This window comes from uncultured Cohaesibacter sp. (genome assembly GCF_963556055.3).
Lineage (GTDB): Bacteria > Pseudomonadota > Alphaproteobacteria > Rhizobiales > Cohaesibacteraceae > Cohaesibacter.
In genome coordinates this window covers 18,242-44,237 of record NZ_CAUVYE020000029.1, presented here as the reverse complement: position 1 = coordinate 44,237, position 25,996 = coordinate 18,242, and the positions used below count along the sequence as shown (strand labels likewise).

At 53.2% G+C, this 25,996-nt stretch carries 21 protein-coding genes and 1 pseudogene; 6 read left to right on the top strand and 16 right to left on the bottom strand.

Going from position 1 to position 25,996, the window contains the following annotated elements; genetic code table 11:
* Window positions 1–25 precede the first annotated feature (25 nt).
* The 4 genes from dut to moeB all read left to right on the top strand — a co-directional run bounded on the left by dut (window position 26) and on the right by moeB (window position 3,582).
* On the top strand, window positions 26–490 hold the full coding sequence (dut, locus tag ACHZB8_RS17770; protein WP_316862286.1) for a dUTP diphosphatase: 465 nt from the start codon (window positions 26–28) through the stop codon (window positions 488–490).
* A 252-nt stretch (window positions 491–742) separates the two neighbouring features.
* Complete coding sequence (gene cysK / locus ACHZB8_RS17765; protein ID WP_316862284.1) at window positions 743–1,711, top strand: cysteine synthase A; 969 nt, start codon at window positions 743–745, stop codon at window positions 1,709–1,711.
* A 321-nt stretch (window positions 1,712–2,032) separates the two neighbouring features.
* Window positions 2,033–2,806: a DUF2259 domain-containing protein gene (locus ACHZB8_RS17760; RefSeq protein ID WP_316862282.1), complete on the top strand. Its 774-nt coding sequence runs from the start codon at window positions 2,033–2,035 to the stop codon at window positions 2,804–2,806.
* A 26-nt stretch (window positions 2,807–2,832) separates the two neighbouring features.
* Entirely contained in the window at window positions 2,833–3,582 is a 750-nt protein-coding gene (gene moeB, locus ACHZB8_RS17755) for a molybdopterin-synthase adenylyltransferase MoeB (RefSeq protein ID WP_316862281.1), read from the top strand.
* A 19-nt stretch (window positions 3,583–3,601) separates the two neighbouring features.
* Here the strand turns inward: moeB and ACHZB8_RS17750 are convergent, their stop codons facing one another.
* Window positions 3,602–4,591, bottom strand: coding sequence for a D-glycerate dehydrogenase (locus ACHZB8_RS17750; RefSeq protein WP_316862280.1), 990 nt, complete (start codon window positions 4,589–4,591; stop codon window positions 3,602–3,604).
* Window positions 4,592–4,970: 379 nt separating this feature from the next.
* Between ACHZB8_RS17750 and ACHZB8_RS17745 the strand changes: the two genes are divergently transcribed.
* Entirely contained in the window at window positions 4,971–5,477 is a 507-nt protein-coding gene (locus tag ACHZB8_RS17745; protein ID WP_316862279.1) for an SH3 domain-containing protein, read from the top strand.
* Window positions 5,474–5,938, top strand: a complete 465-nt coding sequence (locus tag ACHZB8_RS17740; RefSeq protein ID WP_316862278.1) for a GNAT family N-acetyltransferase — start codon at window positions 5,474–5,476, stop codon at window positions 5,936–5,938. Before ACHZB8_RS17745 ends, ACHZB8_RS17740 begins: the two co-directional genes overlap by 4 nt.
* Before the next feature lie 98 nt (window positions 5,939–6,036).
* Here ACHZB8_RS17740 and pnp read toward each other — a convergent pair.
* The 15 genes and pseudogenes from pnp to fabI form a co-directional block, all read right to left on the bottom strand.
* A pseudogene (gene pnp / locus ACHZB8_RS17735) lies at window positions 6,037–8,165 on the bottom strand (polyribonucleotide nucleotidyltransferase).
* A 384-nt stretch (window positions 8,166–8,549) separates the two neighbouring features.
* Window positions 8,550–8,819, bottom strand: a complete 270-nt coding sequence (rpsO, locus tag ACHZB8_RS17730) for a 30S ribosomal protein S15 (protein ID WP_316862277.1) — start codon at window positions 8,817–8,819, stop codon at window positions 8,550–8,552.
* Window positions 8,820–8,830: 11 nt separating this feature from the next.
* The gene (gene truB, locus ACHZB8_RS17725) at window positions 8,831–9,868 is read right to left on the bottom strand and encodes a tRNA pseudouridine(55) synthase TruB (protein ID WP_316862276.1); all 1,038 of its coding nucleotides are present in this window, start codon (window positions 9,866–9,868) and stop codon (window positions 8,831–8,833) included.
* 12 nt (window positions 9,869–9,880) lie between these two features.
* Window positions 9,881–10,306, bottom strand: a complete 426-nt coding sequence (gene rbfA / locus ACHZB8_RS17720) for a 30S ribosome-binding factor RbfA (protein ID WP_316862274.1) — start codon at window positions 10,304–10,306, stop codon at window positions 9,881–9,883.
* A gap of 158 nt (window positions 10,307–10,464) precedes the next feature.
* A complete protein-coding gene (gene infB, locus ACHZB8_RS17715; RefSeq protein ID WP_316862273.1) occupies window positions 10,465–13,422 on the bottom strand; it encodes a translation initiation factor IF-2 in 2,958 nt (985 codons plus the stop codon).
* 41 nt (window positions 13,423–13,463) lie between these two features.
* The gene (locus ACHZB8_RS17710) at window positions 13,464–14,108 is read right to left on the bottom strand and encodes an RNA-binding protein (protein WP_316862272.1); all 645 of its coding nucleotides are present in this window, start codon (window positions 14,106–14,108) and stop codon (window positions 13,464–13,466) included.
* Between the two features lie 73 nt (window positions 14,109–14,181).
* Window positions 14,182–15,852 carry a transcription termination factor NusA gene (gene nusA, locus ACHZB8_RS17705; protein ID WP_316862271.1) on the bottom strand — a complete coding sequence of 557 codons (1,671 nt, stop codon included), beginning with the start codon at window positions 15,850–15,852 and terminating at the stop codon, window positions 14,182–14,184.
* Window positions 15,853–15,864: 12 nt separating this feature from the next.
* Entirely contained in the window at window positions 15,865–16,470 is a 606-nt protein-coding gene (rimP, locus tag ACHZB8_RS17700; protein ID WP_316862270.1) for a ribosome maturation factor RimP, read from the bottom strand.
* A 338-nt stretch (window positions 16,471–16,808) separates the two neighbouring features.
* Window positions 16,809–17,405: a tRNA (guanosine(46)-N7)-methyltransferase TrmB gene (gene trmB / locus ACHZB8_RS17695; protein WP_394706217.1), complete on the bottom strand. Its 597-nt coding sequence runs from the start codon at window positions 17,403–17,405 to the stop codon at window positions 16,809–16,811.
* 328 nt (window positions 17,406–17,733) lie between these two features.
* Window positions 17,734–18,906 carry a methionine adenosyltransferase gene (metK, locus tag ACHZB8_RS17690; protein ID WP_316862268.1) on the bottom strand — a complete coding sequence of 391 codons (1,173 nt, stop codon included), beginning with the start codon at window positions 18,904–18,906 and terminating at the stop codon, window positions 17,734–17,736.
* A gap of 317 nt (window positions 18,907–19,223) precedes the next feature.
* On the bottom strand, window positions 19,224–19,637 hold the full coding sequence (locus ACHZB8_RS17685) for a helix-turn-helix transcriptional regulator (RefSeq protein WP_316862266.1): 414 nt from the start codon (window positions 19,635–19,637) through the stop codon (window positions 19,224–19,226).
* 173 nt (window positions 19,638–19,810) lie between these two features.
* Window positions 19,811–21,406, bottom strand: coding sequence for an apolipoprotein N-acyltransferase (gene lnt / locus ACHZB8_RS17680; protein WP_316862264.1), 1,596 nt, complete (start codon window positions 21,404–21,406; stop codon window positions 19,811–19,813).
* A 193-nt stretch (window positions 21,407–21,599) separates the two neighbouring features.
* Window positions 21,600–23,174 carry a bifunctional diguanylate cyclase/phosphodiesterase gene (locus ACHZB8_RS17675; protein WP_316862262.1) on the bottom strand — a complete coding sequence of 525 codons (1,575 nt, stop codon included), beginning with the start codon at window positions 23,172–23,174 and terminating at the stop codon, window positions 21,600–21,602.
* 248 nt (window positions 23,175–23,422) lie between these two features.
* Entirely contained in the window at window positions 23,423–24,961 is a 1,539-nt protein-coding gene (locus tag ACHZB8_RS17670; protein WP_316862260.1) for a bifunctional diguanylate cyclase/phosphodiesterase, read from the bottom strand.
* Window positions 24,962–25,184: 223 nt separating this feature from the next.
* Entirely contained in the window at window positions 25,185–25,991 is an 807-nt protein-coding gene (gene fabI, locus ACHZB8_RS17665; RefSeq protein WP_316862258.1) for an enoyl-ACP reductase FabI, read from the bottom strand.
* Window positions 25,992–25,996: the final 5 nt, after the last annotated feature.

The following is a 25,996-nucleotide window of genomic DNA, read 5'->3' as shown; positions in this document are numbered from 1 at the left end:
ATCGGCCGGCTCCTGGAGAAACCCGATGGCCAAGCCAAGACTGTGTATCCAGACCTTGCCCCATTTCGACGGGCTTGATCTGCCAAGCTATCAGAGCAAGGAAGCCGCAGGCCTTGATATTCAGGCCGCCAATCCGGCCGATGAACCCGTTGTCTTGAAGCCCCATGGCGGAAGGGCTTTACTCCCAACCGGATTCTGCATGCGGCTTGATCGCGGCTTTGAAGCACAGATTCGGCCCCGTTCCGGTCTTGCCCTGAAATTCGGTGTTACCCTTCTCAACACACCGGGCACCATCGATTCCGATTATCGCGGCGAGGTCAAGATCCTGATGATCAACCACGGCGAGGAAGAGTTTGTAGTCGAACGGGGAATGCGCATTGCCCAGATGGTGGTTGCCTCGGTGTTGCATATGAAGGTCGTTCAGGTGGACAGCCTGGATGAAACAGACCGTGGCAAGGGCGGCTTCGGATCCACCGGACACAAAAAATAGCTTTGTCTCTGTTGAATTTGAAAATAATTTCTCATCAAAAGGATCGATAATCCGTCATAGGGAAATCCGTTTTCTCATTCTTGGTGTTATTAGCTGGATTTTTTCCAATCAGCCAAAATGTTGGTACCGGATTCCTCGCGATATCAGTCCGAATTACCTACATTGTCGTCAGGAAATGAATGTTAGTTTGAATTGACCCGCAGCTCTCCTGAAGAGGGGTAAGCGCGCCGTTAACCTTGCGAGGAAAGATAAATGGTTCACAAGCCCAGACAGACAGAAGGTCGTGGTCGCATCTATGACTCGATCATTGACACAATCGGCAACACGCCGCTCGTTCGCTTTGACAAGTTTGCAAAAAAACACGGTGTCAAAGCCAACCTGATTGGTAAACTTGAATTTTTCAATCCGCTGTCCAGCGTCAAGGACCGAATCGGTGTCAACATGATCGAGTCCATGGAATCATCTGGACAGATCAAACCGGGCAAAACCACGCTGATCGAGCCGACCTCGGGCAATACCGGAATTGGCCTTGCTTTCACAGCGGCTTCGAAAGGGTATCGCCTCATTCTCGTCATGCCTGAAACCATGTCTGTCGAGCGTCGCAAGATGTTTGCCTATCTCGGTGCCGAGCTGGAATTGACCGAAGGGCCAAAAGGCATGAAGGGTGCTATCGCCCGAGCCGAAGAGCTGCTTGGCGAGATCGAGAATTCCGTTATCCCGCAGCAGTTCGAAAATGCTGCCAACCCCGAAATTCATACCAGCACGACGGCAGTCGAGATCTGGAATGACACCCATGGCGAGGTTGATGTGCTGGTCTCGGGCATCGGAACGGGCGGAACCATCACTGGTGTGGGAACCACGCTCAAGGATCGCAACCCAAATCTGCATATTGTGGCAGTCGAGCCGGCCGATAGCCCGGTTCTCTCGGGTGGTCAGCCCGGTCCGCACAAGATTCAGGGTATCGGTGCAGGCTTTGTACCCGGCGTTCTGAATACCCAGATTTATGATGAAGTGATCACCATTGCCAACGAAGACGCTTTTGCCTACTCGCGTGAGCTTGCAAGGACCGAAGGCGTTCCGGCTGGTATTTCCTCCGGTGCTGCCCTGGCCGCAGCTGTACAAGTTGGCAAACGGGAAGAGTTTGCAGGCAAAAATATCATCATCATCATTCCAAGTTTTGCCGAGCGCTATCTCTCGACCGCTCTGTTTGATGGCGTCTGATAGCCGATGGCACAGGCACTGATTCGCCTGTGAAATGATTTTGCGAATGAAGACCATGCCGTGGACGGGACTAGACCCGTGCACGGCTTTTTTATGTGCTCCAGGCAAAGACTCTCAAAAAGCGCAATAGGCGAAACTTGATGAGAATCGTTGGTTTTCGAGCACCCGTTTCTTCACGCTAAAGCGAATTTGTTCACGAAAAACATGTGAAGACAGGTGAATCACCAACTCACTGTCATGATAGGCTGTTTGGCAATAAGAGACGAATCACGAGGATGGCCAAAAGGCAATGAACGAGCGGGCCAGACACTGGACAGTCCATTGGGTTGGCAATTGAACGGCATGGTGAAAGCGATGAAGAATGTGTCGAGAGGCTTGATAGGGGTGGCTTTTCTTATGGCAAGCTGGCTGGCGATCAACCCTTCATGGGCAGGAGACGCAGCTGAATTCAGGTCACATGGATTTTCGGACGACGAACGGGGGCGCTATTTTGCGTTCGAGGAATTTGGCGTGCAGGACGGAGATCACTATCCCTATTCCAGCATATATATTGTCGATCTGGCGCGAGACGAATGGGTCGATGGAACACCGGTAAAGATAGTCTTGCAGGATGACAGCCGCTCCCCGCTTGCCGCCCGCGTTGAAGCGTTCAAGCAAGCAACGCCCATCATGCAGCAATATCAGATTTCCAATTCCGGTGTACTGATGGCCGCCTCGCCCGTCAACGAACTCAGTGACAAGTCGGAGCTTGCTTTTCGCCAGACTGCAATCCCGCTGGACCAAGCTCAACCGGGACCCTATCGTTTGTCGCTCAGCAATATCGATGTTCAGGATGTCAACAAATGCGGGGCATCCAATGGCAGGATCATGGGATTCGTGCTGTCCATGACCAAACCCGATGGCAGTTTCGAGAGCCTGCATGATGAGGCGAGCGTACCCGCTTCTCGCGGCTGTCCCGAACGCTACGAACTGGCGGCCGTCTTTGCCCCGACCCGGCTTGTTGCAAACACCCATGCGGTGGCCTTGATCGGTGTCTACAAAAGGGAAGAAAGCGGTTTGAACCTGCGTTACATCGCAGTGCCTTTCAGCCTTTGATTCGCTCCCGTAATGAAAGGTCTTTGATGCTGTCAGATCAGGAAATCGAACGCTATGCTCGCCATATTGTCATGCATGATATCGGCGGCCCCGGACAACAGAAACTGAAACAGGCAAGGGTTCTTGTCGTTGGTGCAGGAGGTCTGGGCTCTCCTGTTCTGGCTTATCTCGCCGCCTGTGGTGTGGGCACGCTGGGCGTGGTGGATGATGACACGGTGTCCTTGTCCAATCTGCAACGTCAAATCCTGCATGCAAGCGAGGCAGTTGGCACTGCAAAGACCGAAAGCGCCCGTAGTAGTATCAAGCGGTCCAATCCACATGTGACGGTCATTGCGCATCCGGTCCGTCTGACGCGGGAAAATGGTGCTGCCCTTGTGGCAGATTTCGACATCGTGGTAGATGGCTCCGACAATATCGAGACCCGTTATCTGCTTGCCGATCTTTGCGAGGATCGACATATTCCGCTGGTCACAGCAGCCGTCGGGTTGTTTGACGGGTCGATTACCACTCTTAAGCCGTATGAATTTGATGAAAAGGGCAGACCCAACCCTCGCTACCGCGATCTGTTTCCTGTCGGGCCAGATAAGGGCACTCAGCGCTCTTGCGCCGAGGCTGGTGTCGTCGGAGCTCTGACAGGTATCATCGGTTCCATGCAGGCCCTTGAGGTCATCAAGGAAATCGTCGGTATTGGCGAAGGGCTTGTCGGGCGTCTGGTCCTTTATGATGGACGATCCGCCCGCTTCGAGACAATCGCCTACAGAAGACGGCCCGATTGAACCGGCTGCGATCAGACGGTCACATCGCCGACAGCAGAACCCGATCCGGCGGACGATGGCAATCGAAGAAGGCCTTGATATTGATAATGACCCTTTCTCCCATTTCCATGCGCCCCTCTACTGTTGCCGACCCCATGTGAGGGAGCAGCACAACATGGCTCGAGCGGGCCAGCTTTGGATTGATGCGGGGAGCATATTCGAAAACGTCAAGTCCCGCGCCCGCGATTTCCCGCTTCTCGATCATCTTGGCAAGAGCCGCCTCGTCAATAACCTCTCCGCGGGCGGTATTGACGATATAGGCAGAGGGACTGATCAGCTTGAGCCGACGTGCGGACAACAGGTGATACGTTGCCGGTGTGTAGGGGCAATGGATGGAAATCACATCCATGCGAGCCAGCATCTGGTCAAGGCTGTCCCAGTATGTCGCCTCAAGCTCCTCTTCAACCGTATCGGACAATCTGCGGCGATTGTGATAGTGAATTTGCATGCCGAAGGCCTTGGCGCGACGGGCGACCGCCTGACCGATTCGGCCCATGCCGATAATACCGAGTCTTTTCCCCCAGATCCTGCGGCCCAGCATCCAGGTTGGCGACCAGCCGGGCCAATTGTCCTTTTCCTTGAGGATCATCATGCCTTCGGCAATCCGCCTTGGTACCGCCAGAATGAGGGTCATGGCCATATCCGCGGTGTCTTCGGTCAAGACGTTGGGGGTGTTGGTCACCATGATATTGCGTGCGTTGGCAGCCAGCAGATCGATATTGTCCGTTCCGTTGCCGAAGTTGGCAATCAGTTTCAGCTTGTCTCCGGCCTGGGAAATGACGTGCGAATCGAGCTTGTCGGTTACCGTTGGCACCAACACATCGGCATGTTTGACCGCTTCAACCAGCTCCGCCTGACTCATTGCCCTGTCGTCCAGATTGAGCCTTGTATCGAACAGCTCGCGCATCCGTGTTTCCACAGCATCGGGAAGTTTACGGGTCACGATTACAATTGGCTTTGTTCTCGCCATAGGTTTGCCCTATTCCTATCTCATTCAAAACCGGTTTCCAAACCAAGCCAGAATGTGCTCGTTCAAGAAGAGCTTTCCAGCCTCTTCCATGTTCGGCCTTACTGTCATTTGGGAAACAGTCAGGGTGAGCGTTTCGACCAGCCAGACGAGCGCAATTGATGCCTCAGCCAGATGGTTCCTTGATGCTATAGGCAAATTGGGGGATCTGGCCAGTCATCCCATGGTTTGAGATTGCCTCCGAACGGAGATCGATACAGCTTATGATTAAAAAAAATCTTTATATTGCTGCTTTAGATATAGTAATCCGACCAATTAAAAAATCAGGGAAGCAACGAACACGACGATGATTTGCAGAACAGTGTTTCTCAGAAAATGGGTGATGACAGTTTGTCTTGTCATGTGGGCCATGATGCTGGCCTCCTTGCAAGCCCATGCGCAGGGAACAACAATCGGCCAATCAGGGCTGAAGGTCCCGCGTTTTGTTTCCTTGAAATCGGATCGGGTCAATGTTCGCGCAGGGCCATCCACTGATCACAAGGTCAAGTGGGTATTCCGCCGCGCAGGGTTACCAGTCGAGATCGTCAGCGAGTTTGACAATTGGCGTCAGATTCGGGATTCCGAAGGCGAAGAGGGATGGGTTTTCCACTCCTTGTTGTCCGGGCGACGCACGGCTCTGATCAGCCCCTGGCAGTCTGTGGGAACGCTTGTTCCATTGCTCAGGAGCCCGCGAGAAGATGCGCCCATTGCGCTTGAGGCACAGATCGGCGTTCAGGTCGATATCAAGGAGTGCAAAAAGGGCTGGTGCGAGGTGATCGCCAAGAAATATACGGGGTGGTTGAAATCCAACCTGTTGTGGGGCGTATATCCCAACGAAGAAGTGAAATGATCAAGGGGCTCGAGTTTTCCAGGGCCCGCAAGTCCGACTTGGCTGAACTGCTCGAGCTCTATAAGCATCTGATTTGCGAAGACCCGGATCTTGATTTGAGCAGAGCAGAAGCCATTCTCGATCAGCTCAATCAAATGGAGCCGAGCGCGATCTATCTTGCGCGAATCAAGGGGCGCCTTGTTGCGAGCGCCACTCTCGTCGTCATTCCAAATCTGACGCGCAATGGCGCTCCTTATGGCCTTGTTGAAAATGTCGTGACTCACAATGACTTTCGAGGACAGGGCATAGGTCGAGCCCTGCTTTCCCATGTCACGTCCGAAGCTTGGCAGCATGGCTGTTACAAGGTCATGCTGATGACCGGATCACAAAAACACGAGACGCTGAATTTCTATCGAAAATGCGGTTTCGAACCTTCCAAGACCGGTTTTCAGATCAGGAAAATCCCTGCGCGTTCGGAATAACCGTGTTCAATCCTCGAACCGCAAGGTGAGAAAAGAAAACGCTCCGCATTCAACAATGCGGAGCGCTGCATTTTTCTTGGAACGAAAAGGCAGAGACCTTAGTCTTCTTTCTTTTCTTCCTTGATTTCTTCACCAGATTCCTGATCCACCACTTTCATGGACAGGCGAACCTTGCCGCGATCATCAAAGCCGAGCAGCTTGACAAAGACGCTGTCGCCTTCCTTGACCACGTCGGTCACCTTGTTGGTACGGCCCTGAGTGAGCTGTGAAATATGCACCAGACCATCGCGGGAGCCGAAGAAATTGACGAATGCGCCAAAGTCGACGGTTTTAACCACGGTGCCTTTGTAGATCTCACCCACTTCCGGTTCGGCAGCGATGGATTTGATCCAGTTGACAGCAGCGGTAATGGCAGCACCATCAGATGAGGCAACCTTGATGGTGCCATCGTCATTGATGTCGACCTTTGCACCGGTTTTCTCAACGATTTCGCGGATAACCTTGCCACCGGAGCCAATGACTTCACGGATCTTGTCGACCGGAATTTTCATGGTTTCGATGCGCGGAGCAAATTCGCCGACTTCCGAACGGGCTTCGCCAAGTGCTTTGCCCATCTCGCCAAGAATGTGCAAACGCCCACCCTTCGCCTGTTCCAGAGCAACCTGCATGATTTCTTCGGTGATACCGTCGATCTTGATATCCATTTGCAGCGAGGTGATGCCTTCAGAGGTACCGGCAACCTTGAAGTCCATGTCGCCGAGGTGATCTTCGTCGCCAAGGATGTCGGACAGAACAGCGAATTCGTCGCCTTCCTTGATGAGGCCCATCGCGATACCGGCAACGGGAGCCTTGAGCGGAACGCCGGCATCCATCAGGGACAGGGATGTACCGCAGACCGTCGCCATGGAAGAGGAGCCGTTGGATTCAGTGATGTCTGAAACCACGCGCAAGGTATATGGGAATTCGTGATGGGGCGGCAGCATTGGATGCACCGCGCGCCATGCCAGCTTGCCATGACCGATTTCACGACGACCCGGAGACCCGATGCGGCCCGCTTCACCCACGGAAAACGGAGGGAAGTTGTAATGCAGCAGGAAGGTTTCCTTGTAGGTTCCAGAGAGCGAATCGACGAACTGTTCGTCATCACCGGTTCCAAGGGTTGCCACGACCAGAGCCTGGGTTTCACCACGGGTGAACAGGGCAGAGCCATGGGTCCGGGGCAGCTTGCCAACTTCGGCGGTGATCGGACGAACGGTTTTCAGATCGCGACCATCAATGCGGCTGCCGGTCTTGATAATCTGACCACGAACGATTTTCGCTTCCGCCTTTTTGAACAGATCGCCAACAATAACGGCGTCTGCTGCATTCTCGTCTTCCGGATTGCAAAGCGCAGCCATGACTTTTTCTTTGGCGGCATCAACCGCGGCATAGCGTTCGGTTTTGGCCGCAATCTTGAAGGCAGCCTGCAAATCTTCGCCGGCGATGTCTTCAACCTTGGCAGACAGGTCCGAATAATCCGGCATGGAGAATTCGCGCGGTTCTTTTGCTGCTTTTTCAGCAAGCCGGATGATCGCATCGATAACAGGCTGGAACCCTGCATGGCCGAACATGACGGCTTTCAGCATGGTTTCTTCTGACAGGTTCTGGGCTTCGGATTCAACCATCAGAACGGCGTCGTTGGTACCGGCAACAACCAGATCCAGTTTGGATTCTTCCATCATGTCGATGGCCGGGTTGAGAACGAATTCGTCATTGATGAGACCAACGCGCGCACCGCCGATCGGGCCCATGAAAGGCACGCCTGAAAGGGTCAGAGCAGCGGAAGCCGCAACCCATGGCAAGGATATCGGGATCGTTGACCATGTCATGACTGACGACAGTCACGATAACCTGAGTTTCGCATTTGTAGCCATCGACGAAAAGCGGACGGATCGGGCGATCGATCAGGCGGGAAACGAGGGTTTCCTTTTCACTCGGGCGACCTTCACGTTTGAAGTAGCCTCCGGGAATTTTACCGGCAGCGTAGGTTTTTTCCTGATAGTTGACGGTAAGCGGGAAGAAATCGAGGCCGGGTTTCGGCTGTTTTGCGGAAACGACGGTTTGCCAAAACGGTGGTATCACCAAGGGAAGCCAGCACGGCTCCATCAGCCTGGCGTGCAATCTGGCCGGTCTCGAGGGTCAGCTTCTGGCCGCCCCAATCAATTTCTTCACGTTGAATATCGAACATTCATATGTCCTTTCTGGAATGCTCCGGCATATCGGACAAATAATGGAGCATGACTTTATCAAAATATATTCACGGGCAAGACAACGAGCGGCTTGAAGCCTCAACGGCCAATCAAGAAAGCAGCTGGCAATCCTGCCTGTGAGTGTTTGGAATCAGATCGTCCGACGTTCCTGATTCTGCGTTTTATCGGCCCTGACAGTCTTGAGTCAGAGCATCACTGGGATTTTTTTTAAGGCATTTCCCGCGATTTGCGAAAAGTGGAAATCCTTCAGGACCCTTCCTAAATGCTATCCCTTAAAAAAATCATGAAAACCAAAGGGAACAAGGAAACGGGTGCAATAAAACGCGGCAACCTTAAAGGTTACCGCGTGAATTTCAGAAGACTTAACGACGCAGGCCAAGGCGTTCGATCAGGGACTGGTAACGTGCAACGTCTTTTGCTTTGACATAGTCAAGCAGTTTACGGCGCTGGGAAACCAGTTTGAGAAGACCACGACGGGAGTGGTTGTCTTTCTTGTGAGACTTGAAATGCTCGGTAAGATTGGCAATCCGCTCTGAAAGAACAGCGACCTGTACCTCTGGGGAACCGGTATCGCCTTCTTTGGTGGCATATTCCTTGATCAGCTCTTGCTTGCGTTCAGCTGTAATCGACATCGGTATCTCCTTTAAGTGTTTTGCTCGGCATTCCCGTTAAAAACGGGCGGATGGTCGGGCAGATTGAAAACGCGCCTTGGCCAGAGTTCTCCCTCGATGATCTCGCATATCGCCACAAGCATCCCTGCATTCATGGCAGATACGAAACCGTCGATCGGAGTCTCTTGTCCACGCAGCAATACCGATTGACCTCGGCGTAATCTTGCTGCGGCATTCCTGTTAATGGCCAGAGCCGGGATGTCGTCCAGCGCGGTCTCAACAGGAAGCAAGGCATTGGCAAGCCCGGGCTCGCCGGGCGCACTATGGCTCAAGCTTTCCAGATCGTCCAGTGAAATCAACATTTCCTCACTAAATGGTCCGGAAAAGAGCCTACGCAAGGCCACGACATGGCCTCGGGTTCCCAAATATCGCCCGATATCGCGCGCCAGCGACCGTACATAGGTCCCTTTTGAGCATTCGGCGACAAAAATGGCAGTGTCCTCGTCAGGGCATTCGACGAGTTCCAAATGGTGAACGGTCACCGGGCGGGCAGCAAGTTTGACCTCTTCGCCATCGCGTGCCAGGTCATAGGCGCGCTCGCCATTGATCTTGATTGCGGAAAAGGCGGGAGGGACCTGCATGATCTCGCCGCTGAAATGATCAAGCGCTGCCTCGATCTCTTCTTCGGTTGGACGATGGGCCGAGCTGTCTATGAGCTCGCCTTCCGTATCGTCCGTGGAGGTTTCCTCGCCCCAGCGAACCGTAAATTCATATTCTTTGGAGCCGTCCATGACAAAGGACACGGTCTTGGTCGCTTCGCCGACGGCAATGGGCAGGCATCCGGTCGCCAACGGGTCGAGAGTGCCCGCATGACCGGCCTTCTTCACGTTGAAAATGCGCTTGATTGCACCAACCGCTTGCGTTGATGTCATATTGAGCGGTTTGTCCAGCGCAATCCATCCATGCACATCGGTCCGTCGCTTGGCGCGAAACTGTTGCTTTTTCTTCTTCGGTTTGGCGGCCGGTGCAGCGTCATCGGTCGCTGCGTTATTCTCATCTGTCTCTGACATCAGGCAGCGTCCCTATTTGTCATCATCGTCATTGTCTGCGGGATGCAGATCCCGTTGCACAAGCGGTGAATTCAGCAGAGCGTCAATCCGGGACGCTTCGTCAAAGGTTTCGTCATAGCGAAAGCGCAGATCCGGCGTATGCTTGAGGGTAAGATCGCGGCCAAGCCGACCCCGCAGAAATTTCTTGTGGCCGTTGAGGGCATCAACGATCTCCTGCTCTTTTCCCGCGGCCCCGAGCGGCATGACAAAGGCTGTCGCCAGGGTCAGGTCTGGGCTCATGCGCACTTCCGGAATGGAAATGACAAAATGCTCCAGCATCGGATCGATGATTTCTCCGCGCGTCAGGCATTCTGATAAGGATTTACGAACCAGCTCACCCACGCGTAGCTGACGTTGGGACGGCATACCACCGCCGCCTTTGCGAGAACCATGTCCCATGGATATGTCCTAAGGTTATGAAGGCCAGAGCCGGGATTGGACCGCTCGAGCCGAAAATTCATCAGGTGCTCTCAGGCACTCCGAGAATAGATATAGCAAAAATGGTGCAGATCAAGGCCAAATCCCCGACCTGCACCAAACTGGTTAACACGCATGAACTAGAGCGTGCGGGCAATCTCTTCGACGCGGAAGCATTCGATCTGGTCTCCGGCCCGGAGATCCTGATAATTTTCGAATGCCATACCGCATTCCTGCCCCACATTGACTTCCTTGACTTCGTCCTTGAAGCGCTTGAGGGTGGAGAGCTTGCCGGTATGAATGACGACGTTGTCGCGCAACAGGCGAACACCGGTCCCGCGCTCCACGACACCCTCGGTGACGCGGCAGCCAGCGACCTTGCCGACCTTGGAAATGTTGAACACTTCCAGAATTTCGGCGTAGCCAATGAAGGTCTCGCGAACCTCTGGGCTGAGCATGCCTGACATCGCCGCTTTCACATCATCCGTGAGATCGTAGATGATGTTGTAATAGCGGATCTCGACGCCTTTCTGTTCGGCAGCCTGTTTGGCCTGCGCATTTGCACGGACGTTGAAGGCGATGATCGGCGCACCGGACGCTGAGGCAAGGGTGACGTCGGATTCCGACACACCACCAACACCCGAATGCAGCACCTGGGCCGACACTTCCTCGTTACCGATGCCGTCAAGAGCCCCGATAATTGCTTCGACCGAGCCTTTCACATCGCCCTTGATGACCAATGGGAAGGTCTGAACATCGCCGGCTTCCTTGAGGTTGCTGAGCATTTGCTCAAGCGAGCCTTTGCTTGCCTTGGCGGCGGCCAGTTCCTTGTTCTTGTGAATGCGGTAATCGGTGATTTCGCGTGCGCGGCCTTCTGTTTCGACCACAACAAACGGATCACCGGCATTCGGTGCAGCATCAAAGCCGAGAATTTCCACCGGTTTGGATGGTTCGGCAGTCTCGGTCTTGTCGCCCAGATCGTCGATCAGGGCGCGCACTTTACCCCACTGTTCACCGGCGACAACAATATCGCCGACCTTGAGTGTACCATTCTGCACCAGAACCGTTGCGACCGGGCCGCGACCCTTGTCGAGTTTGGCTTCAACCACGATGCCGTCGGCTTCGCGATCCGGATTGGATTTCAGCTCCAGCATTTCTGACTGCATCAGAATTGCTTCCAGAAGGCCATCAAGGTTGATTTTTTCCTTGGCAGATACCTCGACCTCAAGGACTTCACCACCCATGGTTTCGACAAACACTTCATGCTGAAGCAATTCGTTGCGTACACGGGTCGGGTCGGCGGCTGGCAAGTCGATCTTGTTCACGGCCACGATGATTGGCACTTCGGCGGCCCGCGCATGGTTGATCGCCTCGATCGTCTGCGGCATCACGCCATCATCGGCGGCAACCACGAGAACCACGATATCGGTTGATTTGGCACCACGAGCACGCATTTCCGTAAAGGCTGCGTGGCCCGGAGTATCGATGAAGGTGATCTTCTGACCACTCTGTTCAACCTGATAGGCACCAATATGCTGGGTGATGCCACCGGCTTCCCCTTTCACCACATTGGCATGACGGACCGCGTCAAGAAGCGAGGTCTTGCCATGGTCAACATGGCCCATGATGGTAACCACAGGTGGGCGTGGCAGCAGGCTGTCTTCGCTATCCTGTTTGTCGAACAGACCTTCCTCAACGTCAGATGCAGCAACACGCTTGACGGTGTGTCCCAGTTCTTCGGCCACCAGCTGCGCGGTATCGGCGTCAAGAACATCGACGGTCTTGACCATCATGCCCTGTTTCATCAGGATCTTGATCACGTCCACTGCACGTTCGGTCATGCGCTGTGCCAGTTCCTGAACCGTGATGGTTTCTGGAATGACGACTTCGCGGAAGACCTTTTCACGCTGCTCCTGCCGCACATTGCCTTTTTGCTTGGCTCGGCGACGGCGCATGGATGCCAAGGAGCGTTCGCGTTGTTCCTCTGCATTCAGGGCGTTGCTCAGGGTCAGCTTGCCACGGCGGCGTTCGTCTGTCCGCGGTTTGGCTGGCTGCGCCTTGGCCGGTTCATCCGGACGAACCCGTTTTGGCACCGGAATGATTTTCTTTGCACCTGGCTTGCCTTCGGCATTTGGATCCGGAGCTTCGGAGAAATTTGCACCGCCTGGGCGACCCGCGCCAGTTCCGGATCTTGGTGGGCGATCTCCACTTCTCGGTGGCCGATCCCCACTTCTCGGCGGACGATCTCCACCGCGTTGTGGTCGGTCGCCTCGGGCTTGACGTTCACCACCGCGCTGTTCGCGATCATCATTGCGCTGCGGGCGATCTCCGCCTCTTTGGGGCCTGTCGCCGCGCGCCTGCCTCTGCTCGCCGCCTCTGTCTCCGCCCCGTGCTTGTCTCTCGCCGTCACGGTCGTCCCGCTGTGGGCGTTCAGTGGTGCGTTGACCTTTCGGCTTGGCATCTTCCTTTTCTTTGGCCGCCGCCGCATCAGCTTCTTCCTGTGCCTTGCGCTCGGCTTCTTTCTTCTTGGCTTCAGCTTCTTCTGCCGCCTTTTGAGCTGCCAGCGCTTCGGCTTCCTTGCGCTTGGCTTCCTCTTCCAATTTGCGACGTGCTTCGGCTTCCTTGCGCTTCGCTTCTTCTTCTTTCTTGCGAACTTCCATTTCGCGAGCGCGCATTTTCGCTGCTTCAAGCGCCTGGAGACGTTTCGCATTTTCCGAAGAAGTCAGGTTGCGTTGGCTGTTGCCGTTACCACCGGCCTGACCACCGCCACCACGATTCCGCTGGCGTTGGCCCTTGCCGCCTGCACCCTTGCCCTGATTTTGGCCTTGACCACCAGATTTCTGGTCGTTGGTTCTAGCCTGAGCTGGTGCGGAAGGTTGGGATGGCTTGGCGTCCTCGCTGGCAGCAGGCTTACCTGCCGCTGCCGGTTTGGCATCGCCCGGTGCAGTGAACCGTCTTTTGCGTTTCTCGACAACAACCGCCTTCGAACGGCCATGCGAAAAGCTTTGGCGCACGGTGCCTTGCCCCACATTTTTACCCAAAGACAGAGTCTTCTTTTCTGATGGGCTATTGTTGTCGCTGCTGTTTTCGTTGCTCATTTCTGGTTCAATATCCTTAACTGCCTTACAAACGGCAAGGCCTATGCTGCGGTCCGGTCGTTCGGACCGCTGTCGGAATCCGGTTCAATTGGCTGCCCATAGTCTTCCAGAACGGCAACCTGGTTGATGAAAGCTTCACTCGCCGAACCGGCGAGCAAGGCTGCATGTACTACGTTGCCATACCCCAACGCATTGCTAAGCGCTTCGGCGCTGAACCGACGAATGATCGGAAGTTCGCGGTCGCTGCCATATCGGCGTCGCACGGCCTGGGCCAGCTTTTTTTGTCCATCTGTTGCAGCATCTGCTGCATGTATTAATCCAACAGCATCCCCTTGTGCAATGGATGCTTCGACCTTTCCAAAGCCGGTAACGATCTGACCGGCTTTTCGGGTCATCGACAAGGCCGACAGACTGGCCTTCTCGAGTTGAAGCGCGATGAGGTCTGCCAACCCGTCGCACGGTTCCACTTTTTCCTTGAAGCCTCTTGCAAACAATCCCTTGCTCGCAGCTTGCTTCACGAAATCATATTTGGCCGTTACCCAGACCCCGCGTCCGGGTAACCGCCGTTTCAAATCGGGCACGACATTCAGATCCGGTGCCAGAACAAATCGGATCATCTGGTCCTTGGGAAGACTCTCTCGTGAAACCAGACACTGTCTTGTTGTCTGTTCGCCTCTTTGCGCCACGGTTTATCCTCTCAAGCCCGATTTTGTCAATTGCTGTCACTTTTCCATGTCAAAAAGAACACGGTCAAACAGATCAGTCCTTGTTGGTTTCTTCTTCAGCGGAAGCCTCGAGGTCAGTGTCTTCTGCCTCAATTTCCTCACCGTCTTCCGCTTCAAGACTTTCATATTCGGCGGCTTCTTCGTCGCTGAGCAGTTCGGAAGGATCGATCCATCCCGCTGCAACACGGGTCAACATGACGATATCCTCTGCTTCCTGACGAGAAATCTCGAAGTCTGACAGAATGCCCTTGAAGCGCTTGACTTCGCCGTTATGGCGTTCTGTCCAGCCAACCAGATCGTCGGTTGCGCAACCGGCCAGATCTTCGATGGTCTTGATGTCGTCCTTGCCCAGGGCAACCAGCATTGGCATGGTCAAACCGGAAATTTCAAGAAGATCGTCGGAAACGCCAAGCGCGATCCGTTCTTCATTCTGTTTCTGGTTTTCCGCTTCCAGATATTCACTGGCCCGGCGCTGGATTTCCTGTGCCGTATCGCTGTCAAAGCCTTCAATATCAGCGACTTCATCCTCTTCCACATAGGCCACTTCCTCAATCGAGGTGAAACCTTCGGAGGCGAGCAGCTGGGCCACGATGTCATCCACATCAAGCGCTTCCATGAAGAGTTGGGCGCGTTCGTTGAATTCCTTCTGGCGACGCTCGGATTCTTCTTCTTCGGTCATGATGTCGATATCCCAGCCGGTCAGCTGGGACGCAAGGCGCACATTCTGACCACGGCGACCGATGGCAAGCGAAAGCTGATCATTGGGAACCACAACCTCGATACGCTCACTGTCTTCATCAAGCACCACCTTGGCAACCTCTGCCGGTTGCAATGCGTTGACGATGAATGTTGCGGGATCTTCCGACCATGGAATGATATCGATTTTCTCGCCCTGAAGCTCGTTGACCACGGCCTGGACGCGGGAGCCGCGCATACCGACGCAGGCACCAACCGGATCAATGGAGCTGTCCGAAGAGGTAACCGCGATTTTGGCGCGCGAGCCGGGATCACGGGCAACCGACTTGATGGTGATGATCCCGTCGTAGATTTCGGGCACTTCCTGAGCGAACAGTTTGGCCATGAATTGCGGATGGGTACGCGACAGGAAAATCTGTGGCCCGCGTTGCTCGCGTCTCACATCATAGATGATCGCACGGATACGGTCACCGGGACGGAACGCCTCGCGGGCAATCAATTCGTCACGACGGACAATGGCTTCGCTGCCGGACAGATCGACGGTCACATTGCCATATTCGACCCGTTTGACCTGGCCGTTGACAATATCGAACAAGCGGTCCTTGAATTCTTCATACTGATGATCGCGCTCAGCTTCGCGAACCTTCTGTACGATCACCTGCTTGGCGGACTGGGCCGAAATGCGGCCAAATTCCAGCGGTGGCAACTGATCGGAAATGATGTCGCCAATTTCAGCGTCGGGTTTCTTTTCCTTCGCATCAACCAGTGCAATCTGTGTTGCATAATCCTCGACAACTTCGACTACTTCCAACAGACGCTCGAGACGGGTTTCACCGGTGCGCGGATTGATCGTCGCCTTGACTTCTGTTTCCTGACCATACCGGGAGCGGGCCGCTTTCTGGATCGCGTCCTCCATGGCCCCGATCACAATCATGCGATCAATCGATTTTTCCCGCGCCACGGCATCCGCAATTTGCAGAAGTTCAAGACGGTTTGCACTGATTGCCATTCTCAGCGTCTCCTATTGGTGCGTATCGGCATCGGTGGCATCTACCACATCGGCCGGGTCAGAGGACTGCGCGTTCAGCGCCAGCTCCATCAGTTTATCAGTCATAACGAGTTTTGCATCGGATAGATCGCCAAGGGGCAGGCGAACGTTGGGATCGCTGTCCTTGGGGGCGTCAAGCAACAGAAGCTTGAGATCTTCCCCTTCAACGCCATCCAGCACGCCACGATAGCGGCGCCGCCCGTCGATCGGCACGGACAATTCGAGCTTGGCTTCGTGTCCACTCCAGGCCACAAGGTCCCGAACGCGAACAAGAGGGCGATCAACCCCGGGCGACGAAACCTCAAGAAAATACTCACTGTCAATCGGATCTTCAACATCGAGCACCGGCGAAAGCGCCCGGCTGACGGTCTCACATCCTTCAATGGACATCGTGCCATCCGGCGCTTCAGCCATGATCTGTACGGTACAACCATGTTGCCCTGTTATTCGGACGCGCACAAGATCAAAGCCCAGATCCACGATCACGGGTTCGACGATGCTTGCGATACGGGCTTCCAGGCCCTTCTCGTGCACCAGACGAGGCTCTGTACCTGCTTTTAACTGACTATTCTCGGGCATCGGGAAAGCCTGTCTCCATTTCCTCGCGCCAATTGGTCTGGCCATTTGGCGTCTGTAAGCGAGTTTTACTGTGTCATGGGCAAGTCTTGCGCACCAGGTTGGAGATCAAGCCATGAAACCGATTTTCTGATCCCAGCTGGCACCGCACCAGAACGTGAACGCAAAAGGTGCAGGAGCCCATTTTACCAGACTTTGCCATTGAAAGAGAGTGTACCTAACAAAAAAGAGCGGGTCTTAGGAGGCCCACTCTAAACAGCTTGTCTAGATTTTGAGGCTTCTATACACTAAAGAGACGGCAAAAAGCAAGCGAATTACATGAAAACCGGTCGTTTTCTTGCCTAGCGGCGAAGAAATGTCAGATAATTGGGCCGGCGCCCTTCGCGCAAGGCCTTGGCCTCATAGCGTGTCTGCTGCCAATCGGGCCAGGCCTCCAGCCGTCTGTCCGGATCGTCATTTTGCTCTTCAAGCCAGTTACAGCGGGCAACATGCTCAAGGGTCCATTGCACATAATCCTCGATGTCCGAGGCAAAGCGGAAAATCCCGCCCGGTTTGAGTACCCGTGATATGCGCTCAAGATTGCGGTCCGAAACAAACCGACGTTTCCAATGACGTTTTTTGTGCCAGGGGTCAGGATAAAGCAGGAAGATCCGATCGAGGGATGCTTCGGGCAACCAATCCAGAATATGGGCCGCATCCTCGTCATACATTCTGATATTGCCAATCGATTGACTGTCAATCTCGACCAGCGCCTTGACCACGCCATTGACAAATGGTTCGCAGCCGATCAACCCGACGGCGGGATTGTCGAGCGCCTGCCTGACCAGATGCTCTCCGCCGCCAAAGCCGATTTCCATCCAGATTTCATCCGGCTTGTGGACAAACTGTGTCTTAATGTCATTGATCGGCTGGGTCGGATTAAGACTGATGCGTGGCAAAAGCTCATCGAAAAGTCGCTGCTGACCGGAGCTTAGGGGTTTTCCCTTGCGCCGTCCGAAAAAGCTGGTCGCGATCTGCCGGTCTAGGAGACGCGATTGAGAGGGTCTGAATCGCTGTTGATCCGACCGGGGAGTTTCGAACTCGGGATTGTCTGGTTGGGACGGAGGCATGAGGTGTCGGTTCAAGTCTGTTCGGGCCTTTGTGGCAAAGTGTCGGGGATGCTGGGCAATTCTTAACAGAACGGTCCATCCCGGCCAAGATACATGGAGTGTATCTGTCTGGTCGGAATGGACCGTCCTGTTGGCATGCAAGTGTCGAAAAGACCGGTTATCCGATCTGTTTCCGAATACCGTCTACAAGATCGACACGCTCCCAAGAGAAACCGCCATCGGCTTCCGGCTCGCGACCAAAATGGCCGTAGGCAGCAGTACGCTCATAGATGGGCTTGTTAAGGCCCAAATGGGTGCGAATTCCGCGCGGTGTCAAAGGCATGGTTTCCCAAAGGGCCTTTTCGATCACGGAGTCACGGACGGTTCCCGTACCATAGGTATCGACATAAAGGGACAATGGCTCCGAGACACCAATTGCATAGGCAAGCTGAATGGTGCAGCGTTCTGCATAACCGGCTGCCACCACATTCTTGGCCAGATAACGTGCAGCATAGGCAGCCGAGCGGTCAACCTTGGTGGGATCCTTGCCAGAGAAGGCGCCGCCACCATGAGGCGCTGCGCCGCCATAGGTATCGACGATGATCTTGCGGCCGGTCAGACCGGCATCACCATCAGGGCCGCCGATGACAAATTTGCCGGTGGGGTTGACGTGCCAGACGGTCTTTTCGGTCAACCAACCTTCAGGCAGGGCAGCCTCGATATAAGGGGTGACGATAGCGCGAACATCGTTGGATGAAAGCGCTTCATCATAATGCTGGGTGGAGAGCACAAGAGATGTGACTTCAACCGGTTTGCCATCGACATAGCGCAAGGTGAGCTGGCTCTTTGCGTCCGGTCCAAGGCGGGTTTCCGTTCCAGCATGGCGTGCTTCGGCGATCAGACGAAGGATCTTGTGTGCATAAAGAATGGGAGCAGGCATGAGCTCTGGTGTCTCGTTGACTGCATAGCCGAACATGATGCCCTGGTCGCCCGCGCCTTCATCCTTGCCCTCGGCCTCATCGACGCCTCTGGCAATGTCGGCAGACTGCTCATGAACAAAAATGTCGATGTCGGCATTTTTCCAATGGAAACCATCCTGTTCGTAACCGATATCCCGGATAACGCGTCTTGCAGACTTTTCCATGATATGGGTGTCGATTTCTTTCGGTCCGCGGGTTTCACCTGCCAGCACCACCTTGTTGGTTGTGGCCAGGGTTTCCACCGCGCATCGAGAATAGGGATCGACTTTCAGAAATTCATCGACAATGGCGTCTGAGATGCGGTCACAGATCTTGTCCGGATGCCCTTCAGAGACGGACTCACTGGTGAAAAGAAATTCTTTGCGGGCCATGACCTAACCTTTTCTCACGATATAAAGAGTTCTTTATGTCATTATCAGCTTCTTAAAAAGGTTGCAAGCGCGACACGGCGAGAAATGAGGCTGCGTGAGCAGAAACAAAAATGATTCTTAAGCGGACGTTTATTTTGGGAAAACTTGGCTCGACAGGCCTGCAACTCAAATAAAAATTGCCCGGCAGAAATGGAAAATGGAGCCGTGTTTGCAAGATATGAAAAACAAAAACCGAGAGATGGTATACATCTCTCGGTTTGATCGCGTTGCTTTGAAACCCGATGTTTATCTGGAAAGCAGTTCAAAAGGCCTGACGTTCAAGCCTCTGCATTCTCTCCGGCAATCTCGCGAACCAGTTCAACGATCTTGCGACGAACTTTTTGATCCTTGATCTGAACGAATGCACGGTTGAGCTGCAAGCCTTCGGAGGAAGAAAGAAAGTCGATAACGTAGTTTTCAGACTTGGATTCTGCCAAACCTTGTGCTTCCTGAGGTGTTCCGGGAGCATCTTCAAAGAAAAAGGAAACAGGTACTTCCAGCACGGTAGCAATATGCTGTAGGCGACTTGCGCCAATACGGTTGGTTCCTTTTTCATACTTCTGAATTTGTTGGAAAGTAATACCCAGATGCTCACCCAGTTTTTCTTGGCTCATGGATAACATCATGCGACGAAGCCGGACACGACTTCCAACATAAACGTCGATGGGGTTCGGTGCTTTTTTGCTGGCCATTTGGCTCTCTTTTTTGTTTAGGTGTGCCATTCTTTGTAGAAGCTTTTATATACACACCGGTCTGGTTATTTTTGCGATTCCGCTTCTCGCGTTATTTCCCGTAAGCTTGATGCGCCTTTTGCTTTAGAGAACGGGATATTACAATAGTGCCGTGTATTATCGCCATATGTCAATTAATACAATGCATCGCGAGCAATTTTTCTTCGTGTGATTAACGTAATTAGGCATAACAGCAACCATAAGGCGACAAATATCCAGTTTCCGAGTTGAACGTAAAGTGTTGAACGTAGTTTTACAGGTAATGGACTCTGAATGATGCCGTCTTTTTCAAGTGATAAAGACTGAACTATACGCCCCTTTGCGTCGATGATTGCAGAGATCCCTGTATTGGCGGCGCGAAGCAGTGGCAGACCGGTCTCAACTGCCCGCATACGGGCAAGATGCAAGTGTTGCCAAGGGCCTATGCTGTTTCCGAACCAGGCATCATTGGTCACATTGACAATCATGTCAGCCCCTTTGGGGAAGGAAAGAACGTCTCCTGAAAAGGCAACCTCGTAGCAGATGAGCGGCAATATCTTGCCAAGGCCATCATTCCCCAGAAGCATCTGCTTGCTTCCGAAGGAAAAATCGGAGCTTTTTGATGTTAATTTCTCAAGGCCAATCGCGTTAAGCCAAATTTCCTTAGGCAAATATTCTCCGAAGGGGACAAGATGGATCTTGTCATAGGCGTTCATGATGGTCCCATCGCCAGCCAGTTGGTAAATGCTATTGTAAACCGCATGCTTGTCTTCAAGGTCGGTTTCCCGCCTCAAGGCGCCGGTCAACAAGGTTGCATCATCGGGCAAGGCCCGCGCTATGACGGCCAGACCGGTGGGTTGTTCGATCAGGTAGAAGGGAACCGCAGTCTCGGGCCAGACAAACAGATCGACAGCGGAAAGGGGGCTATCCTGATCATCGACGGTCGTCAAAGCCAGAAGCCTGTTGAAAATCCAGGAACGATTCTCCAGCTTCCATTTCTCTTTCTGCGCAATGTTCGGCTGTATCAGGCGCACAACGATGGGGTGATCCTGAACGGGGGCAGGTTGATTGAGACGGAACAGACCGAACCCGAGTTGCGCCAGGAAAACCAGTCCGATCACAATGGCCATTCCGACATGTCTTGATTGCCTGTTTTGAGCGAATACCAGAACAGGGATGGAAAAGATCAGCGGGGCAAGCAAATTCAGGCTGTCAGGTCCCGTAATGGACAGGATTTGCATGGTGACGCCGTTGGACGCAAGGGCAGGGCCGAGCCCTCCCCATGGCAGGCCCGTAAAAATGACGCCACGCAGCCATTCGAACAGGGACCAGCTCAAGGCAAGCAGCAGCACACGCACAGGGCCTGGCCGCCAAACCGGGGCGACAAGCGCAGTCGCGGCACCCCAGAACAGGGCGAGACCTGCGGGAAACAGGAGAACCGCTACCGGCGAAAGCCAGGCGAATTTGTCCGCTTCAACAAAAAAGGCCGAGCCAAGCCAATAGAAGGTGAAGGCAAAAAAGCCGAAACCGAAAACCCATCCGACCCGTGCCATCGAATAAAGTGCTTGTTTGCGTGATTTCCCCAGAGCGGCCGAATCGAGCAGCCACACGAGAACCGGAAAGGTAACCCACAATATGGGGAACCAGCCTACCGGCGCCTGTGCCAGACTGGATATCGCGCCGCATGCAAACCCGAGTGCATATCGTCGCCAACCATCCAGTAGGATCAGGTTTGAAATAAAAAGCGCCATAACGGTGTCGGACAAGTTTGAGATGTGGGAAGAACCAGCCAGACCATAGATAAAATAGTCAGACGGCAATCGCAAAGCACAATTATGATTTGTCGGATTTATTTGTGGCTATTGCAGGGCGATCATGTCTCTTGAGGAGCAGGAAGCGCCTGATGAAAGACACGATCTTGACGATGCAACGGTTTCAGAAGGCTCAGGCGCACATGGACGGATTTCTGATCAGCTTGAGCTTTTTACGAGCTTCCGGGTCGCTATCGTGCTCCGGTTCGCTCATTTCAAATCCGGGTTCGGATTGCAAATCCCGCGGCCGCCCCAGATAATAGCCCTGTGCTTCATGGCACCCTGCCACGCGCAGCATTTCAAGGGTTTCCTTGTCTTCGATTCCTTCGGCAAGAATTTCTATGTCAAGGCTGCGACCAATTCCGATCATCGCCGAGATAATGGCCATATTGCCATTGTTATGGGCCAGGTCGCGAACAAAGGAACGGTCGATTTTGATCTTGTCGATGGGGAATGAAGACAGATAGCTGAGGGAAGAATAACCGGTTCCGAAATCATCCAGCGCGACAGTTATTCCCATGCTGCGCAATTGTTTGAGTGTTTCGATGGTGCGTTGGCTTGTTTGGATAAACAGACTCTCGGTTACCTCCAGCTCCAGTCTTTGGGCCGGGAGACCGGTTTCCTTCAAGATCCTTTCAACGGTTTGCACCAGATCGGTCTTTTTGAACTGGATTGGTGACAGGTTGACCGCAACGCGCAAGGGCTGTTTCCAGTTGGCGGCCGTCTGGCAGGCTTCCCGCAAGGCAAACTCGGAAAGCGGCAGGATCAAACCGTTTCTCTCCGCAATTTGTATGAAAGTGCCTGGCGAGACCCAGCCGCGCGTCGGGTGATCCCAGCGCATAAGCGCCTCAAAGCCGGTTTGTTTTCCGGTCTTGATGGAGCATTGCGGCTGGAAATGCAGCTTGAACTCGCCAAGGGCAATGGATTTGCCCATTTCCTGTGAGAGTTCATGGTCGATATGAGCACGCACATCCTGACGTTGTTCAAAGCAGCAGATCTGATCGCGGCCATCCTGTTTGGCGCGAAGCAAAGCCAGTTTCGCCTGTTGTAGCAAGTTACTGATCCGATAACCGTGGCTTGGAAACTTGATGTAGCCACCCGATACGGTGATATCGATCGGTCGACCGTGGAAACGATAGGGCTGTTTCAAATAGGAATGCAGGATCTGAATGCGCTGCTCGAAGGTTTTGCTTGTCCCGAGTTCTTCTATGACAATCGCAAATTCATTGCCTGAGAGCCTTGCGACAAATTCCTTGCGTTTCTGAAAATGTTGAAGTCGGTTGGCAAATTCCTGCAACAGCAGATCGCCATTCTCTGTGCCCAGAATCGTATCAAGTTCCTTGAAACGATCAATATCAACCAACAGTAACGCGAAGGGTTTGTTCTGGAACTGGGCTGACTTGAGGCGTCCATGAATGGAGGAGAGAAACAATTGCCGGTTTGAAAGCCCTGTCAGATTGTCCCGTGATTTCAGCTCATCAATGAGCATACGGTAGGATTTGCGCCGAATAGTCTGGTGCCAGGTCATGAAAATGAAATAGTAGGAGACGATCACGAAAAGGGCGAGAATAGGCAATTGCCTCACAAACAGGTCATCATGCTCGGCAAGCCAATAAGCTACACCAAGAAGAGCCAGCAAAAGGATAAATTTGCGGGATGTGCCCCTATCAGGATCAATTGGCTTTTTTATCGTCGGCGATTCTTGCATTAGGTCGCTCGTTTTTGACAAACCTGACGATAACCTATTTGACTTTTCTGAATAAAATGAAAATTATGATAGTTAAAAAAATATTTACTTGGATTTACTCCAGCCGTTCTATAGCTTTGATAAATGAAAAACAGAATTATAAGTATAATATGATGTCATAAATAGTATAAATGAGCAGTAATGACATTATTCATACAGTGAGCAAGAAAAGAATGCAAGATGAGAGGCGGCCAAAATGGTTCGGCCTCTCAAGCGACGGCAGAGATTCGTCTTTCGATCTTTTCCGAGGCTTCGACAGGCTCGACATCAAGATCCCTTGGTTTGCCCAGAAGATAGCCCTGCGCTTCATCACAGCCTGCCAGGCGAAGAATGTCGTAGCATTGCTGATCTTCTATTCCCTCCGCCGTAATCCGCATGTTCAGGCTTTTGCCCATCCCGATGACGGCCGAAATAATTGCCATTGAGCTGTCGTCGGTTGCCAGATGCTCGACAAAGGAACGATCAATCTTGATCTTGTCGAAAGGAAAACTGGTCAAATAGGCAAGAGAGGAATAACCGGTGCCGAAGTCATCAAGAGCAATGGAAATGCCCTGTCTTTGCAGGTGCGCCAGATCGGATGAAATGGAGTCATTGATATCGATGAACAGGCTTTCAGTCACTTCAAGCTCAAGCCGTCGCGGCTCCAGATTTGTTTCAAGCAGGATCTCGGCCACCTGATCCGCGATCTGACACTGGCGCATCTGGATCGGAGACAGATTGACCGCCACTTTCAACCGGCTGTTGCCCCATTTGCTCGCAGTTTCGCACGCGGAACGCAAGACGAATTCGGAAAGTGGCAGAATGAGCCCGTTTTGCTCTGCAATGGGAATGAAGACCGAGGGAGGAATGATACCCCGGTCACGATGGTTCCAGCGAATGAGCGCTTCGAAACCGGTTTGCTCCCCGGTTTCAAAACTGAATTGAGGCTGATAGTAGAGTAGAAACTCCCCATCTTGCAAAGCGCGGTCCATATCTTGAGACAGGAAGTGGTAGTCCATCATTTTCGGATCGGCCACCTCGTCATAGCAGCAGAGCCTGTTGTGGCCTTCCTTCTTTGCCCGCTGCAAGGCAAAATAGGCATTTTGGCTCAGTCCTTCCGGGTCCCTGCCATCATCAGGAAAAAGAGTGACTCCGGTCGACACGGTCAGCTCGACAGACTGCTTGTTGCACATATATGTCTTGTAGATTGTTTCAAACAGATCCCGGATGCGCGCCTGAAGGCTGGCCTTGGTGCCGTCATAAGGTATGATGAGCGCGAACTCATCTCCCCCGATCCGCGCCGCAAATTCTTCCGTTTCCGCAAGCTGGCTCAAACGTTCCGCAAACTGCTGGAGTATGAGGTCGGCGGCATTATAGCCAAGAAAAGCATTGAGCTCCTTGAAGCGGTCCAGATCCACCATCAGCAGGATAAAGGGATCATTCTCATCGCATTTGGACAGATGCTTGGCCAGATTTTTCTGGAAGACTTCCCGACTTGCGAGATTGGTCAATTTGTCCCTTTGCACCAGCGTGCCCATGGCCTGAACCGCAGCGACACGGGAATTGTTCATTTGCAGTAGCACGATGCATGACAGCATGGAAATGATGGCGATGCTCGCCAGCTGGATCATGGACTTTGTTTCGGCATCCTGATCCTTGAACAACAGCGACACAATGACTGCGCAAATGAAATTGGCGAGTAACAGGACGGCTAAAGCAATAATTTCTTTGCTAAAAAGGCGATCATATTTGGCTAGAAAACCAATCATCGGAAAACTCCGCAACACAACTTGCGGCAGAGATTACGAAAAACTAGCTAATTTCGTGCTAAGAGGTATGGTAAATATTGGTTTATTGTATAGTTTTATTTGGTATATATATAGTCGGCAAATCATATGCAAAATTAAAAAAGGGAGGATCTGGCCCTCCCTTTGTCCGTCGGCATCAAGAAATGCCGCATTCAGTTTGCACAATGTCCGGTTTTAAATGTGATCAGGACTTGTCCAGAAGTTGAAGTGTTTCAAGGGTCGGCATCGAAACGCAATTATAGCCGGAATCGACAAAATGCACTTCCCCGGTCACTTTCCGGGACAGATCCGACAACAGATACAGGGCCGTACCGCCAACATCTTCGATCGTGCAGACATCACGCATCGGGCTGTTGTCTCGTTGGAAATTATACATCATGCGCGCATCGGCAATGCCGTTGCCCGCAAGCGTACGGACAGGTCCGGCCGAGATGGCATTGACCCGGATCCCCGATGGCCCGAAATCATTGGCAAGATACCGAACGGATGCTTCAAGTCCGGCCTTGGCAACGCCCATGACATTATAGTTCGGCATCACGCGAATGGAGCCAGCATAGGTGAGGGTGATCATCGAGCCGCCATTTGGCATCAGATCCGCTGCGCGTTTGGCGATTTCCGTGAAGGAAAAGCAGGAAATGACCATTGTGCGGGAGAAATTCTCGCGGCTGGTATCCGCATAGCGTCCCCGAAGCTCGCCCTTGTCGGAAAAGCCGATTGCGTGGACGATAAAGTCGATGCTGCCCCATTTTTCCTTGAGCGCATCAAATACCGCATCGACAGAGGCGATATCTTCCACATCACACGGCAATACGAAATCTGATCCAACCGATTCCGCCAGCGGTTTGACCCGTTTACCCAAGGCATCCCCCTGAAAGGTGAAGGCCAGCTCGGCACCCTGGTCATACAATGCCTTGGAGATGCCCCAGGCAATCGAATTCGCATTCGCGACCCCCATGATGAGGCCGCGCTTTCCTTTCATTAATTCGCTCATCGCCT